Annotated in this window: 10 protein-coding genes and 3 pseudogenes; 9 read left to right on the top strand and 4 right to left on the bottom strand. The window is 63.1% G+C overall.

The window, feature by feature from the left end; all coding sequences use genetic code 11:
* The first annotated feature begins 79 nt into the window (after nucleotides 1-79).
* Nucleotides 80-514 carry an Lrp/AsnC family transcriptional regulator gene (locus HLH29_RS14380; protein ID WP_246374274.1) on the top strand — a complete coding sequence of 145 codons (435 nt, stop codon included), beginning with the start codon at nucleotides 80-82 and terminating at the stop codon, nucleotides 512-514.
* Nucleotides 515-548: 34 nt separating this feature from the next.
* Here HLH29_RS14380 and HLH29_RS14375 read toward each other — a convergent pair whose 3' ends face one another.
* Nucleotides 549-2513: a TonB-dependent receptor gene (locus tag HLH29_RS14375; RefSeq protein WP_246374273.1), complete on the bottom strand. Its 1965-nt coding sequence runs from the start codon at nucleotides 2511-2513 to the stop codon at nucleotides 549-551.
* 610 nt (nucleotides 2514-3123) lie between these two features.
* On the opposite strand from HLH29_RS14375, the gene HLH29_RS14370 reads away from it, so the two are divergent.
* The 3 genes and pseudogenes from HLH29_RS14370 (at nucleotide 3124) to HLH29_RS19690 (ending at nucleotide 5304) form a co-directional block, all read left to right on the top strand.
* A complete protein-coding gene (locus HLH29_RS14370) occupies nucleotides 3124-3375 on the top strand; it encodes a hypothetical protein (RefSeq protein WP_182968010.1) in 252 nt (83 codons plus the stop codon).
* Nucleotides 3376-3575: 200 nt separating this feature from the next.
* Nucleotides 3576-4481 (top strand): annotated as a pseudogene (locus tag HLH29_RS19695) (thiamine pyrophosphate-binding protein); the annotation flags it as partial.
* Between the two features lie 322 nt (nucleotides 4482-4803).
* Entirely contained in the window at nucleotides 4804-5304 is a 501-nt protein-coding gene (locus HLH29_RS19690) for a thiamine pyrophosphate-dependent enzyme (protein ID WP_338030252.1), read from the top strand.
* 17 nt (nucleotides 5305-5321) lie between these two features.
* Here HLH29_RS19690 and HLH29_RS14360 read toward each other — a convergent pair whose 3' ends face one another.
* A complete protein-coding gene (locus tag HLH29_RS14360) occupies nucleotides 5322-5708 on the bottom strand; it encodes an MAPEG family protein (protein ID WP_182968008.1) in 387 nt (128 codons plus the stop codon).
* 553 nt (nucleotides 5709-6261) lie between these two features.
* Between HLH29_RS14360 and HLH29_RS14355 the strand changes: the two genes are divergently transcribed.
* The 4 genes from HLH29_RS14355 to HLH29_RS14340 all read left to right on the top strand — a co-directional run bounded on the left by HLH29_RS14355 (nucleotide 6262) and on the right by HLH29_RS14340 (nucleotide 9177).
* Nucleotides 6262-6642 (top strand): con-10 family general stress protein, encoded by a 381-nt coding sequence (locus HLH29_RS14355; RefSeq protein WP_182968006.1) that lies wholly within the window; start codon nucleotides 6262-6264, stop codon nucleotides 6640-6642.
* Between the two features lie 180 nt (nucleotides 6643-6822).
* Complete coding sequence (locus tag HLH29_RS14350) at nucleotides 6823-7716, top strand: SDR family oxidoreductase (protein WP_182968004.1); 894 nt, start codon at nucleotides 6823-6825, stop codon at nucleotides 7714-7716.
* Nucleotides 7717-7982: 266 nt separating this feature from the next.
* Entirely contained in the window at nucleotides 7983-8543 is a 561-nt protein-coding gene (locus HLH29_RS14345; protein ID WP_182968002.1) for a DUF4142 domain-containing protein, read from the top strand.
* A 127-nt stretch (nucleotides 8544-8670) separates the two neighbouring features.
* On the top strand, nucleotides 8671-9177 hold the full coding sequence (locus HLH29_RS14340) for a cysteine hydrolase family protein (RefSeq protein WP_246374271.1): 507 nt from the start codon (nucleotides 8671-8673) through the stop codon (nucleotides 9175-9177).
* 114 nt (nucleotides 9178-9291) lie between these two features.
* On the opposite strand, the gene HLH29_RS14335 is transcribed toward HLH29_RS14340, so the two are convergent.
* A complete protein-coding gene (locus HLH29_RS14335) occupies nucleotides 9292-9798 on the bottom strand; it encodes a YciE/YciF ferroxidase family protein (RefSeq protein WP_182968000.1) in 507 nt (168 codons plus the stop codon).
* 1074 nt (nucleotides 9799-10872) lie between these two features.
* On the opposite strand from HLH29_RS14335, the pseudogene HLH29_RS20060 reads away from it, so the two are divergent.
* Nucleotides 10873-11503: pseudogene (locus HLH29_RS20060) on the top strand (hypothetical protein); the annotation flags it as partial.
* A gap of 345 nt (nucleotides 11504-11848) precedes the next feature.
* On the opposite strand, the pseudogene HLH29_RS14330 reads toward HLH29_RS20060, so the two are convergent.
* Nucleotides 11849-11956: pseudogene (locus HLH29_RS14330) on the bottom strand (IS5-like element ISMex42 family transposase); the annotation flags it as partial.

Raw genomic sequence — 11956 nt, 5'->3', positions numbered from 1 at the left:
GAACGCGGCCGGACACAATGGGCGGAGTGACGCGCGATCGGCGCTTTCTTTCGGCAGAATGTCGGATATAATCGGCATTATGCAACCTGATGAGACGGACAAGGCCCTGCTGGCCCTGCTGGAGGGCAATGCGCGGATCTCCACCGTCGCGCTGGCCCGCCGTGTCGGCCTGTCGCGCACGACGGTGCAGAGCCGGATCGAGCGGATGGAGCGGGCCGGGCTGATCGCGGGTTATACGACCGTCATCCCTGCCCATGATGCCGATGCCGTGCGGGCGCATGTCATGATCACGGTCACGCCGCGCCAGGCGGCTTCGGTCGAGGCGGCGCTGCGCCCGATCCGGGAAATCCGCGAGCTGCATGCCGTCAGCGGCATGGTGGACATGATCGCCATTGTCGGCGCGGGCTCGACCGAGACCATCAACCGGGTCATCGACCGGATCGGCATGCTGGACGGGGTGGAGCGGACGACATCGGCGATCATCCTCTCCACGCGGTTCCGGCGCCGGGAATAGACCGTTCATCCGTGGCAGATGGCCGGCGAGGATTTCAGAACACGATCCTGGTGGCGACATTGACCGTGCGGCCCTGCCCCCAGCTGTTGCGGTAGGCGGAACCGGTAGGGGCTATGATATAGCCCTGGTTGAGCAGGTTGATGGCATTCACCTGGAGGCTGAGGCGCCGGCCCAGAACATGGGGGAGGCTCCAGGATGCGAACGCGTCGACCGTGCCGTAGCCGGGCACCTGATAGCTGTTGGTGAGGGTGGCGGAGCGCGTTCCCACCAGGTGCACGCCGCCGCCTGCCCGCATCGCGATATCCTGCCAGGGAAGCGTTCCGTGCCAGGTCGCATAGAGGCTGCCGGAGTTCCTGGGTACGCCGATGAGCTGCTTTCCCTGGTCCTCGGGCGTGTCGCGCAGGGTGCGGGCGTCGGTCCAGGCGTAGGAGAGGATCGTGCTCCAGTGCCGGGACAGATTTCCGGTCAGGCTGAATTCGAGCCCCTTCGACCCTGCAAGGCCGGTCAGGCGCTGGATATTGTTTCCGTTTTCATCGAGCCCGGCGCTTTGGAGGACATTCTTCTTGTGGATATTGTACAGCGCGAGATCGCTGGTGAGCCATCCATTGTCGTAGCGGGCGCCGACCTCGAACTCGCGCCCCGTCGTGGGTTTGTAGCCGCCCTGCAGCACGGTGCCGGCCGAGAGCAGATTGGCCCCGAACGACTGCGAGTAGTCGCCGTAGAACGAGACCGTCTTGAGGGGCTGCCAGACGATCGCGGCGAAGGGCAGGGGCTTGGTGTAGCCGGCGTTCGTCGTCAGGTCGAAGGGGATGCCACTGCCGTAGCGGATGTGGAACCACTGGTAGCGGACGCCGCCGCTGACGGTGATCTGCCGCGTGAGGTGGATATTATCCTTCACGTAGCCCGAGACGCTGTCGATATCCTGCTGCAGGTTGCTGCTGCTGCTGTTGGGGGTGCCGACCGGTTGAAGCTGGCCGTAGACCGGGTCGGACGGCAGGAAGCCCCCGACATTGGCGGACTGGTAGAACAGGCCCTGGTCCTGGCGTCGGTTTTCGTAATCGACGCCGGCTGTGATCTCGTGGCGCATGCCCCATAATTCATGGGTGGCGATGTAGTCGAACGCTATGTCGCCATTGGCGCGAATGGTGCCGCCATTGGAGCGGTAGCAACGCATGAGAATGCCGGTGACGGGGTTGTAGCTGGACGGGTCGGCCTGGCGATCGTGGTAGTCGTCATTGTTGTAGCCGCCGGAAAGGCGGAAACGGTCATGGGGCGTCATGCGGAAATTGATCTGCGACGCGAGGAGGTGACGGTTGCCGAAGGAGGCGGTCCAGGGCTCGTCGAGGCGCTTCTGTGGGCCGGAGATGGGGTTGTTGCCGACGAAGACGGCGCCGCGATCGAGAACATTGTCGTACTGGACGAATTCGTAGGAGGCGGATGCGTCCCATCGTCCATGTTTCCAGTCCAGTGAGGGGGAGACGAGGGTCTGGCGGTTGGCGCCGAAATTGCGCCAGTAATTCTCGTTGCGATATTCGCCGATCACGCGGAATGCGATGTCGCGCGTGGCTGGGCCGGAGACGTCGACATGGCCGTTGCCGCCCCCGAGGGAGCTCCATTGCGTGCCGAACTCCCCGTCCCAATGATTGTGGTTCGGGGCCTTCGTGATGACGTTGATGACGCCGCCGGGCTCCTGCATGCCGTAAAACAGCGAGGCGGGACCTTTGAGAATTTCGACCCGTTCGGTGGTGGCGCCCTGATAGTTGCGGCCGATGGGCATGCGGATACCGTCGCGCAGGATGGAGCCATCGTCGATGGCGCCGAAGCCGCGTTTGATCAGCGCGTCCTGCGTGCCGCCGAAATTGTTGCCGATGGCGACGCCGGGGACGTATTTCGCCATGTCCTCCATCGTCTGTGGTGCGAAATCGGCGAGGGTCTGGTGCGTGATGACGTGGGTGGTCTGCGTCTGCTGCAGGAAGGCCGTAGGCCTTTTGTCGCCCATGCCGCTGTCGGGGGTGGCGTATGAGTTGCGCTCTCCGACCACGCGCAGGATTTCCGGGGCGGGCGCATCTGGCTTTTCAGTGTCCTTTGCTTTCCGCGCCTTTCGCTGACGTTCTTGTGGCGGAACGGGTGCGGGTGGCTGACCGGCGGGGGTGGGGAGATCTGCGGATGCGGATGCTGCGTGCGCACCGCTGAGGCCGATTGCTGCGCTACCGGAAGCGACGAGAAGGGAGGCCTGGGCAGAGCGACCCAGCGTGCGGGCGATATTGCGAATCGGTGTCATTCGCGGGTGTAAAACACAGATGGTTACGTTTGGAAACATATAAATGGCATCGGACGGGCTGTTGCGCGGACAGGCGGCGGGCATTGCTCGCCGATGGGGGCTGATGGCGGCGGTTTTTTCGCTGCCATGTCGGATTGGGGGCAGCGGCCGGCTTACGTCTGGAAACTGCGCCCGTCGGACGCCTGGGCCGACGGGGCAAAACTTTCGGCCGTTGAATGCGTTAACGGCCCCACGCTTGCGGGATTGTAGGCGGGTATGCCGCGCTCACCCGCACGTCCGAGGCGGCCGTTCGTTGATCCTCTGCCGTTGGGGAGAAGTCGCCTTGAGAATGTCCGCATTCGTCTTGTTTGCCCTCGCCGTGCTCTGCGTGAGCACGGCGCATGCCGCGTCTCGCGAGGAGCAGAGTGCCGCCTGCCGGGGTGATGCGATCAAGCTCTGCACCTTCGCCATTCCCGACGAAGACAAGGTAACGGCCTGCATGAAGAAGAAGGTCGACCAGCTTTCGCCGCGCTGCCGGGCGATGTTCGAGCCGGCGGGGAAGAAGAAGCCCCGGCACGGCAGGGCGAAGTCTCCGTCCTGAAAGGGTCTTGGCATGCCTGCCTGGCGGGCATCGGCGGGAGAGGGGAACTTTCGGGACGCCCGCTCGTAGCGATTCACGCCAAGGTGGTCGGGGTGGGCCGGCCGTCCATGCCGATCGCCTCGACGGAGGGCTGCGCGCGCGCCAGGCCGACCCGTCCATTCAGGCGGCTGTCGATTCCATGACATATCGGGAGAGAGTGGATGCCTGTCAGCACCGTTGCCGACCTGATCGCGGATACGCTTGTTGAAGCGGGTGTGAAACGCATGTTCGGCGTTGTGGGCGACAGCCTGAACGCCCTGACGGAGGCGCTGCGGGTTCGGCCGGCCATCGAGTGGGTGCATGTGCGCCATGAGGAGGTCGCGGCCTTTGCGGCGGCGGGAGACGCGCAGATCACGAATCAGCTGGCCGTCTGCGCGGGGTCGTGCGGGCCGGGTAATCTGCACCTGATCAACGGTCTGTTCGATGCCCATCGCAGCCGGACGCCGGTGCTGGCGATTGCTGCGCATATTCCGTCGGGGGAAATCGGCGGCGGCTATTTCCAGGAGACGCATCCGCAGAACCTGTTTCGCGAATGCAGCCATTATTGCGAGCTTGTCTCCGATCCGTCCCAACTGCCCTATGTGCTGGAAAATGCCATTCGGGCCGCCGTAGGGCTGCGCGGCGTGGCTGTGGTGGTCATTCCCGGGGATGTCGCGCTGCGTCCGGCGCCGCCTGGGACCCATGCGGCGCGCCGGGGGCTGTTGCCGCCGGTGCCGCTGGTGCGGCCGGCGGAAGCCGAACTGGTCGCGCTGGCGGAACTGCTGAACGGTGCCGGGCGCGTCACCCTGTTCTGTGGCCGGGGCTGCGCGGGGGCCCATGGGCTGCTGCTGCAACTGGCGGAGGCACTCAAGAGCCCGATCGTGCATGCGCTGGGTGGCAAGGAATGGGTGGAATATGACAATCCCTACGATGTGGGGATGACGGGCTTTATCGGGTTTTCGTCCGGCTATGCCGCCATGAATGCGTGCGACGTGCTGCTGATGCTGGGGACCGATTTTCCCTACAAGCAGTTCCTGCCCGCCGAGGCCCGGATCGCGCAGGTCGATATCCGGGCGCAGAATCTGGGGCGGCGCTGCAAGCTGGATCTGGGGCTGGTCGGCGATGTGAGGGCGACGATCGCCGCCTTGCTGCCGAAAGTGACGGTGAAGGCGGATCGGACGCATCTGGACAACAGCCTGAACCATTATGCCAAGGCCCGGGAAGGGCTGGATGATCTGGCGACCGGCACGCCCGGGCGCAGGCCGATCCACCCCCAATATCTGGCGAAGCTGGTCAGTGAGGCGGCGGCGGAGGACGCGGTCTTTACCGCGGATGTCGGCACGCCCACCATCTGGGCCGCCCGCTACCTGAAGATGAATGGCAGGCGCCGGCTGATCGGGTCATGGTTCCATGGCCAACGCCATGCCGCATGCGATCGGCATCCAGGCCGCGCAGTCGGGGCGGCAGGTGGTGTCGCTTTCGGGCGATGGGGGCTTTACCATGCTGATGGGCGACCTGATCACGCTGACGCAGCAGGACCTGGCGGTGAAGATCGTGATCTTCAACAATGGCGTGCTGGGTTTCGTCGCGCTGGAAATGAAGGCTGCGGGCTTTGTCGATGTCGGCGTCGATCTGAAGAATCCGGATTTCGCGGCGATGGCGCGGGCGATGGGCATCCATGCCCTGCGCGTCGAGGACCCGGGTGACCTGCCGGGGGCTGTGGCCGAAATCCTGGCCCATGACGGGCCGGCGCTGCTGGATGTGGTGACCGCGACCCAGGAGCTTTCGCTGCCGCCTACGCTCAAGGCCGAGCAGGTGAAGGGGTTCAGTCTGTATGTTCTCCGTGCGATCATGAGCGGCCGGGGGGATAAGATTCTCGATCTGGCCAAGACCAACCTTCTGAAACGCTGAATCGGGCGCGGTGCCGGTCAGAAGATCTGTACGATGATCAGCACGATTCCGGCCGCGCCCACCAGCCATGCCAGCGTGCGGATGCCGGTAATGCCGGCGATGTAGCTCGCGGCATGGACCACCCGCGCCCCCAGGAACAGCCATGCGCCCAGCACGGTCATGCTGTTGGAGATGCCGGCGGCGCGCGCGACCAGCACGACAATGGCGAAGGGGAGCAGGTTTTCCACCAGGTTGCGGTGCGCCCGCAGGCCCCGTCCTGCCGCCCCCGTTGGTTCGGGGACGCCTTCGCGGTTGCCGATCACGCCGGCCTGTCCGATCTGGCGGGAATAGAGGGACCCGTAGAACACGGGCAGCGCCAGGCAGAGGATGGCGGACCAGAGCAGGGCCCAGAGTTCGGACGTCATGGCAGGCAACCTTCTCGCGCCGGACAGAAGAATGGCCACGCGCCGGCCTCGGGCGGCCGGTGCGTGCAACGCGGCCAGTCGCTGCGGGTTGCGGCTTTCATCGCGACGGCCTTTCGGGCCTGCCCGGGCTCGTTGTGTGGGGCCTGGAGGGGCGTAGCCCCGTTCCGTCTTCTTCATGCTGGGCGGTTCGTGTGTGCGTGGAAATGGCAAGGCCCGTGTTGCGTCAGGGAATGGGGGGTGACGACGGCCGGACTGCCTGCCCAAGCGGAGGAATGGAAAAAATTATGAAATGAACGAGGAATATAGAAATTCCTTTTGCGGTCTCAGTGTGTTGTGCGTGGAGTTCACGAGTGGGTGACTGGTGGTTTCGAGGGGAATCTTCCTGTCACATCAATCAGCTAGTTCATTTCATATGCGTTTGAAAATATCCTTTCTAGAAAAGAAAATTTTATAAATTTATCCCAACGGGTGTATTGCAGGGGCAGGAGCCGGGCAGGTCCGTGAGGCTGCGGTGTGATGCTCGGTTCGATTTTCGAAAAAACAGGAGAATTCCATGATCTTACTTGAAAAATATCATTCGTCTCTCGTGCATGCGGCGGATAGCCGTGGGGGCGGGGGTGCCGGGCATAATCCGGGCAATTTTGCGCAGGATCATGAACGGGCGGCCGAGGCTGGCCGCAAGGGAGGCCAGCATAGCCATGGCGGGACTGCCGCGCATGGCAGCGGTGGTGCCGAACATAAGGGGGGCAATTTTGCCGACGATCCCGAACGGGCGGCCGAGGCAGGGCGCAAGGGCGGCCAGCATAGTCATGGCGGGAGTGCCGGGCATGCCAGCGGTGGCGCCGGGCATAAGGCGGGGAATTTCGCCGATGATCCCGAGCGGGCAGCAGAGGCGGGCCGCAAGGGTGGCCAGGCGTCCCACAAGGGTTCGTGAGGCGGCGGCAGCGTGGCGGCATGCGCGGCCGTGATGGGCGCGCGACGGATCATGATGAAATTGCCTGCAACTTTATCTAACCGATGAGCGTCCTTGGGGCACCCGGCTGGCAGGCGTCAGTCGGGTGCCGGCATTTTGTGGTGCGTTTCCTTTTTGTCGTTTGATATGAAAGGAATGTTCATGGAGACGCGTTCAGGGATGCAGGATCCGCGTGTGCAATATCCGGCCCCGCCCTTTCCCAGGCAACCGCAGCCTGCGCCGGGCCTGGTGGGGAAAATGGTGCCGGTGCCCGACCATGGAGAAAGCAGCTATCGCGGTTCGGGCAGGCTGGAAGGCCGGAAGGCACTGGTGACCGGCGGGGATTCAGGTATAGGCCGTGCCGCTGCGATTGCCTTTGCTCGCGAGGGTGCGGATGTGGCCATTGCTTACCTGCCGGAGGAGGAAGCGGATGCGCGGGACGTCATTGCGCTGATCCTGGCGGAAGGCCGGCGGGGCGTGGCGCTGCCCGGCGACATCCGTGATGAGACATGGTGCCATGAACTGGTGGACATGGCCGTAACGGCGCTGGGCGGCCTGGATATCCTGGTCGTCAATGCCGGGCGGCAGCAGTTTCGCGAGACGCTGGAGGATTTGTCCAGCGAGGATTTCGACCGCACGATGAAGACGAATCTTTATGCGCTGTACTGGATTACGCGGGCGGCTGTGCCGTATCTGGCGCCTGGGGCATCGGTCATCACTACGGCCTCGATCCAGGCCTATCGGCCGTCGGAGATTCTGCTGGATTATGCGACGACCAAGGCCGGCATCGTGGCCTATACCAAGGCGCTGGCAAAGCAGCTGATCAAGAAGGGGGTGCGCGCGAACGTCGTGGCACCGGGGCCCGTATGGACCGCCTTGCAGCCGAGCGGCGGTCAGCCGGAGGAAAAAGTCGAGGAATTCGGAAAGGACAGCGATTTCGGGCGGCCGGCGCAGCCGGTGGAGCTGGCTCCGGTCTATGTATTGCTGGCATCTGAGGAAGCGAGCTTTATCAATGGCGAGGTCTATGGCGTCACGGGTGGCAAGGGGATTGGCTGAGTGCCTGTCCGCAAGCGCATGCTGGCGGCGATCGGACGCGCGTTTCCTGCGCCCGGGTGCCGAAACTCCTCACGGTGCGTTCTCACAAACAGGTGTAGGCATATTTAAAAAACTTATTCATCGTTAAAGACTTTTTGATCCTGCGTGACGCCGTGTTGTTCTGGCGCTCACCAGCGACAGAAGTGTGCCGTGGCGCACCTGTCTGTGTCCTGCTGCGAATCAGAGCAGGAAACCCAATCATTCAGCCGAAGGAAATCGTCATGTTCATGACATATCGTACCGCCCTGACCGCGACCGGCGCGGCGGTACTTGTCTTGCTGGCGGGCGCTGGCCCCGTGCAAGCGCAATCGGTTGGCGAACGGTCCGGCGTCAATTCGCTGCTGGGGGTCAGCCCCTCGACCGACGATTTTGTGCGGACTGTGGCGTTGAGCGACATGTTCGAGATCCAGTCTGCCAAACTGGCGCAGGAGCGCAGTATGGATGCCTCCGTGAAGGCTTTTGCCGACCGGATGCTGAAGGACCATCAGGCGACGACGGCGCAGCTCAAGGAGGCCATTGCCGGACGCGCCGGCATTGCGGCACCGCCTGCCGTGCTGGACCAGTCGCATGAGACGAAGCTGAACCAACTGCGCAACCTCAAAGGGCTTGGCTTCGATCGGCAGTACCGCACCGAGCAGATCGCGGCGCATGAGGATGCCGTGTCGCTCTTCACGCGCTACAGCGAGGGCAAGGAGGACCAGGCGCTGCGGGACTTTGCCACGCATGCGCTGCCCACGCTGACGGAGCACCTGCGCATGGCGCGTGCGCTTCCCATCACGCATGACTGACAGGCCCGAGGAGAGAGGATAGGGAGCTGCATGCCTGACGATCTCCGCTATGGTGCCCTCGGGGCGAACTGCATGCATCTGTGCGTCGACATGCAGCGCCTGTTTGCGGAAGAGACCGACTTGGTACATGCCGTGGATGAAGCGTGTGTGCCCGACGGTGGAGCGGATCGCCGCCCACGCGCCGGAGAGAACGATCTTTACGCGCTTCATCCCTGCCAGCCATCAGGGTGAGGGGGGGACGTGGCGCCGTTATTATCGGTACTGGGCCTCGATGATGCTGGAGCGGATTGGGGTGGGCATGGTGGAGCGGGTGCCGGAATTGCGCTGTTTCGTGCCGCCGGCGGAAATGGTGGACAAGCATGTCTATTCGCCCTGGATGAGGACGGATCTGCAATCGCGGCTTGTCCGGCGGGGAACGGATACGCTGGTCATCACGGGTGGTGAGACCGATATCTGCGTGTTGGCTACCATGCTGGGGGCGATCGACCGTCGCTACCGTGTTGTCATTGCGATTGATGTGCTCTGTAGTTCTTCGGATTCCGCGCATGATGCGTCGCCGCGCGTCTATCATACGCGGTATGGGCAGCAGGTCGAAACCGCGGCTGCTGACGAGATTCTGGCTGCCTGGTCGTGATGGGCGGCTGGTGCGGGCATATCTCCGCCCGTGATGGTGTCGGTGCCGACAGCGCCAGGCGATGGCGGGCGATAGGGCGCCCCCCGGTTTTCCCGAGGGGCGCCCGAAGGAGGGTCAGCTTGCCTGGAGCATGGCCTCCGGATTGCTCTCACGTTCGGCGATTTCGGTGAGGAGGGCGTCGGTCCGCTTCTCTTCTTCCAGTGTTTCGCCGAGAAGTTTTTCGGCCTGGGTAAGGCCGAGGGTGGCGGCCCATGCCTTCAGCGTGCCGTACCGGGAGATTTCATAATGTTCGATGGACTGGGCGCACCCGATCAGCACCGCGTCCGCCGCTTCGGTCGAGCCGAAATCTTCGAGATCCTCTTCCATTTCGGCCAGAATGCCCTGTGTCGCTTCACAGGTCTTGGAGCGCGGCGCCTTGCCGATCAGGCCGAACACCTCGTTCAGTCGCTCGACATGATGGGCGGTTTCCGCGGCGTGCGTTTCGAACGCTTCCTTGAGGTCCGGCGCGTGGGCGGCGCGGACCGACCTCTTGAGGGCCTTCAGGATCTGCTTTTCGGCGAAATAAATGTCTTTCAGCGTCTCATAGAACGCGTCGGACAGGGGCTTTTCCTGGATTGGCATGATGACTTCCTTTCCGTTTCAAGGGGAACGCGGAGCCTCGGCGGATTTATCCGCGCGATCGCCGGTTTGTGCCCGGGGAGACCGTCTTCACGCCTGCGTTTTCTTGGCTGGGTGGGCGGTGCTCGTGGGCTGCCGGTCGGTCGTGGGCGGGGAGGTTTCATCCGCCGGGACCGCCTCGAGAGCGCCATCCGTGGCGCTCCCCCGTCGGGAGGCATGTCTGATCCTACGCGGCTGTGCCTATAGGGTTGCGGATCGGACAAAATTCTTCCGCGGTCGGGTTTCCGGTGGGGCGCCGTGTTACGGGGCTGGAGGGTGTCCTATTTTGTTTCTTGTAATGACGGCATTTTTTCGTAGAGCCACCAGGGTGGCTGTTTCATCCATTCGCCTGTGGCGTGCGGCTGCTGACGGCGTGGTGTTCGGAACCTCGTGGCGGCGGTCGTGCTACCTTGGCTCATGCAATGGAGGGGTATGCCATGCATAATTTTCCAGATCGCTGCCATGAGGCGCGCTCGGCGAGGGGCTGCCCGGTAGGAGGGCCAGCAGGGCAGGTTTGCAAACAGTCTCTTGCGGCCGCATGGATTGCGCTGGCGATCATAGCGGCGGCTCCAGTGGCCTCGGCATCGGCTCAGGATGCGGGCACTCCGCCCGCGGCGCCCCGTTCGCCATCGGCCCTGGAGCCGCCCTCCAGCGGTGGCTATCTGCAGAAAGACAAGAAGGTGCCGCCTTCGGAAAAGCTGCCGGACTGGCCACAACTGAAGCGCGACCAGGTTTCGCCGACGCCTCGGGCTCCGTGTCCCACCAAGACCGGTTGCAAGATGGTGCCGTTGTCGCACGAGGACGCGACGAAGCGGCTGAAGCATGCGCCGCCCAGCGGCGACGCGTCGCAGGACCGGCAGGGGGGTATCGAAACGCCTCGGGATTAAGGGGCTCCATCTGGCTGGCATCACTCAAGTTGCATGCCTTGCCGGTTTGTGGAGTTACGCTGGCGGTGGACAGCGACGGATTTGGTGCTGGTAGTGCTCCGCCCCATATGAGCGACCAAGACGGAGACGACCAGTCGCGTGCGGCCAAATGGAGCGCATTCTTGACTGTGCGCGGACCCATGGCTTGCGGGCTGGGGAGAATCCTGTCCGATGGAAGGGCCACGTTGCTGCTAGCTTGCCGTAACCCTCTGCTGTGGCGAAGGTCGAGACCATCTAGCGGTAGACCGGGAGGATATCGGTGGAGTGATAGCGGCGTTGAGGAAGTAGGACGGGATCGGAGCCAAGGCCGTGCGGTTCGCTGGCCTGGCGGTGGCCGCCCCGGCAGTGGGCAGGCAAGCCATTATCTGATGTGGCGCTGTCCAACGCTCTGCACCTGGCGGCTTGGATAAAGGCCGTCACGGTTCATGGCCTCCCCGCTCGACCTTCCGGAACTGGGCGGCCGAGGAAACCGACTATCCGCGCGAGGTGGCCAATTGGCCCCAGCCCATGCGATCGGGGACAAGGGGGCTACCTATCGCTGTGGCGATCTGTTCGAGAAACGCCGGCAGACGATGGGCGACTGGAGGAAGCGGGTTGCGGTAATCCCTGCCGATGTGGCCGATGATGTGCTTAGAAGTGCGGGTCTGATACGTCGAGACACATCTAGACGTATGACCAAGTGTAGGGCATGGCTAGGCGTTCACATCGTTTCTTTTTCGAAGCGGAATCAGCGCTTAGGGTAGAATTTACGTGTTGAGAGAAGCTGCAGCCATAACATATTATAGCGAGGTCTCAACAGGACGGACACAGCCATGTCGGATAGAAGCTATAGATAGGTGTACTGGGCAGCCAGTTGATCTTATTATGAAATGTAGCGCCTCCTGTGACAACGGCACGGCAGATTTGGCTAGGGAACTGCTGGGAGCCAAGTTCGCTAGAATGCTCGGACTGAGGGTCCCGACCTCTTTCGTTGTTGAATTGTCGGATGATTTTGTGGCGACGGTCTCAAACGAAAGCAGACGTCAGGCGATGACGGCAAGTTGTAAAAAGGCCTTTGGATCGCAGATTATCCTCGGAGCTAGGCCCTGTTAGATCTTGATCCAATCTGCGGCGGCTGCGAGGTGAAGGATAGCGAGGAACGAGGTGGCGGTCTTTTCGTATCGGGTTGCGACGGCGCGCCATTCCTTCAGACGGGC

It is taken from the genome of Gluconacetobacter tumulicola (assembly GCF_014174215.1).
Classification (GTDB): Bacteria; Pseudomonadota; Alphaproteobacteria; order Acetobacterales; family Acetobacteraceae; genus Gluconacetobacter; species Gluconacetobacter tumulicola.
This window is presented reverse-complemented; position numbering and strand designations above follow the sequence as displayed.

Bases quoted from the DNA above. Each gene is read 5' to 3' on its own strand.
- HLH29_RS14340 (WP_246374271.1), top strand. From the start codon at position 8,671: ATGCCGTGGATGAAGCGTGTGTGCCCGACGGTGGAGCGGATCGCCGCC.
- HLH29_RS14335 (WP_182968000.1), bottom strand. From the start codon at position 9,798: ATGCCAATCCAGGAAAAGCCCCTGTCCGACGCGTTCTATGAGACGCTG.
- HLH29_RS14350 (WP_182968004.1), top strand. From the start codon at position 6,823: ATGGAGACGCGTTCAGGGATGCAGGATCCGCGTGTGCAATATCCGGCC.
- HLH29_RS14345 (WP_182968002.1), top strand. From the start codon at position 7,983: ATGACATATCGTACCGCCCTGACCGCGACCGGCGCGGCGGTACTTGTC.
- HLH29_RS19690 (WP_338030252.1), top strand. From the start codon at position 4,804: ATGGCCAACGCCATGCCGCATGCGATCGGCATCCAGGCCGCGCAGTCG.
- HLH29_RS14375 (WP_246374273.1), bottom strand. From the start codon at position 2,513: ATGGGCGACAAAAGGCCTACGGCCTTCCTGCAGCAGACGCAGACCACC.
- HLH29_RS14355 (WP_182968006.1), top strand. From the start codon at position 6,262: ATGATCTTACTTGAAAAATATCATTCGTCTCTCGTGCATGCGGCGGAT.
- HLH29_RS14380 (WP_246374274.1), top strand. From the start codon at position 80: ATGCAACCTGATGAGACGGACAAGGCCCTGCTGGCCCTGCTGGAGGGC.
- HLH29_RS14370 (WP_182968010.1), top strand. From the start codon at position 3,124: ATGTCCGCATTCGTCTTGTTTGCCCTCGCCGTGCTCTGCGTGAGCACG.
- HLH29_RS14360 (WP_182968008.1), bottom strand. From the start codon at position 5,708: ATGACGTCCGAACTCTGGGCCCTGCTCTGGTCCGCCATCCTCTGCCTG.